This window comes from Flexivirga sp. (genome assembly GCF_035551235.1).
In the GTDB taxonomy this organism is placed as follows: domain Bacteria; phylum Actinomycetota; class Actinomycetes; order Actinomycetales; family Dermatophilaceae; genus Flexivirga.
In genome coordinates, this window is sequence record NZ_DASZNO010000013.1 from 1 (window position 1) to 2,164 (window position 2,164).

The following is a 2,164-nucleotide window of genomic DNA, read 5'->3' on the forward strand; positions in this document are numbered from 1 at the left end:
GGTTCGGTGTCGTAGGCAGCCGTCGAGGATGCCGACGAGGCGGTTTGCGAGGGCGCGGAGGGCTTGGTGGTGGGTGGCGCCGCGGGCACGGTGGCTGTCGTAGAAGGCTCGCGCGCCGGGTGACGCGGTGAGTGCGGCGAAGGCCTGTTGGTGCAGCGCGTCGGCTAGGCGCCGGTTGCGGGCGTAGCGGGCCAGCACGACGCGGCGTGTGCCCGAGGCTCGCGTGATGGGACTGGTGCCGGCGTAGTTGCGGCGGGCTTTGGCGTCGATGAAGCGGTCTTTGTCGTCGCCGAACTCGGCGAGCACCCGGGCGCCGAGCACGGCGCCGAGGCCGGGTTGGCTGGTGATGATCTCAGCGTCCGGGTGCTGGCCAAAACACCGGTTCACCTCGGCTTCGAGGGCGTCGATCTGCTGGGCCAAAGTGGTGATCACGGCGACCAGGGAGCGCACGCTCGCGCCATAGGCAGCCGACAACGACTCGGACAAGCCGAGCTGCTCGCTGCGCAGCGCCTCGACGATCTGCGCCGCCCGGGTGTCGATGTTGCGTTGCCGCCCGGCACGACGCAGCGCGGCGGCGATCTTCGAGCGGGACAACACCTGACCCGCCGCCGGAGTCGAGGCCAGCGGGAGCACCGCGAGCGCGTCGCGGCCGGACAGGTCGTCACCGAACGCCTCAAGCGCGGCGGGGTGGAACTCGCGCAGCAGCGAGCGCAGCTGGTTGGTCTGCCGCTGCCGGGTCCAGATCATCGTCTGGTGCGTGCGGGCAAGGGTCTTGACCACTTCGGCCTGCTCGCTGTCGCCAGCCACCGTCCGGTGATGGGCCCGGTCGGTGCGCACGATCTCGGCCAGTACGTGCGCATCGCCAGGGTCGCTTTTGGCCCCGGAGGTGCCGTGCCGCTCCCGATAGCGGGCGACCTGCATCGGATTGATCGCATAGACCGTGTAACCGGCCGCGATCAACGCCTGCACCCACGGACCCCGGTCGGTCTCGATCCCGACCAGCACCGCGGCCGGCTCTTCGTCATCGCCGAGGTGACCAGCGATCAGCGCGTGCAGCTGGCCCATCCCGACAACGCCTTCAGGCAGTCGATGACGCACCAGCACACGGCCCTGCTCGTCTTGCAGTTCGACATCGTGATGGGCCTCAGCCCAGTCATTGCCCAGGAACAGCACCCGTTCTCCTCTCGCCACGACGATCGTCCCGAGAAGGACAGCAGCGACCTAATGGTTCAGTGCTCCAGGCACGTCATCCCAGTAGCCATCCCGCCTCCTCGTTCACCGGCGAGGACACGATCTAGGAGTAGACCTCACAGGCCTGGGTGGAAAAGTGCTCACCCACCGGCGGACTCGGACACCACTCTGACCCAAGATCAGCGTGATGCAGCCCCATTAGGGTGGGAAGGGTGGCTGTCTTACTCGTCGTCCACCACACGACGTCGCCATCGCTGCAGTCCTTGCTCGAGGCAGTTCTGGATGGAACGCGCGCCGAGGGCATCGAGGGCGTGGACGTGAGGGTGAAGCCGGCGCTCGCCGCGACTGCGGTGGACGTGCTGGAGGCGGACGGGTTCCTGCTCGGCACGCCGGCCAACATCGGCTATCTCTCCGGTGCGATGAAGCACTTCTTCGACGGCGTCTACTACCCGACGCTCACCGCGAAGCCCGGTGCGCCGTACGGGCTCTACGTCCACGGCAACAACGACACCGAGGGCGCGGTGCGCGCCGCGGAGTCGATCATCAAGGCACTCGGCTGGGAGCGGGTGCATGCTCCGGTCACGATCATCGGTTTGCCCTCGAAGGAGGACCTCGAGGCGTGCTGGGATCTCGGCGCGACGGTCGCGGCAACGGTTGCTGGTTAGCCGGTCCAGTGGAGTGATCGGCGCAGTGCTGTCGGGATCCTCGTGCGTTGGTCGCCGTGCGTCGCGCCGACTTGTGACTGGGTGAGGTAGAGCGTTCCCGACAGATCGGCGCCGCGGATGTCGGCGTTGCGCAGATCGGCGCCGAGCAGGTCGGCCCGGCCGAGGTCGGTGTCGCGCAGGTCGGCACCGAGCAGTCGAGCATTGCGTAGATCGGCATCGCGCAGGTCGGCAGTTCGCAGGTCGGCGCCGGTGAAGTCGGAACCGCTGAGGTCCGCCATCTCGTCGCCACGGACGAGCTGACTGGCGCG

General features: G+C 68.3%; 3 protein-coding genes. 1 reads left to right on the plus strand and 2 read right to left on the minus strand.

The window, feature by feature from the left end:
• On the minus strand, window positions 1-1,173 hold a 1,173-nt coding region (locus tag VG502_RS02485), incomplete at its 3' end, for an IS110 family RNA-guided transposase (protein WP_325548366.1).
• Window positions 1,174-1,403: 230 nt separating this feature from the next.
• Between VG502_RS02485 and VG502_RS02490 the strand changes: the two genes are divergently transcribed.
• Entirely contained in the window at window positions 1,404-1,856 is a 453-nt protein-coding gene (locus tag VG502_RS02490) for a flavodoxin family protein (RefSeq protein ID WP_325548368.1), read from the plus strand.
• Here the strand turns inward: VG502_RS02490 and VG502_RS02495 are convergent.
• On the minus strand, window positions 1,853-2,164 hold a 312-nt coding region (locus VG502_RS02495), incomplete at its 5' end, for a pentapeptide repeat-containing protein (protein WP_325548370.1). The two genes, VG502_RS02490 and VG502_RS02495, sit on opposite strands and share 4 nt — an antisense overlap.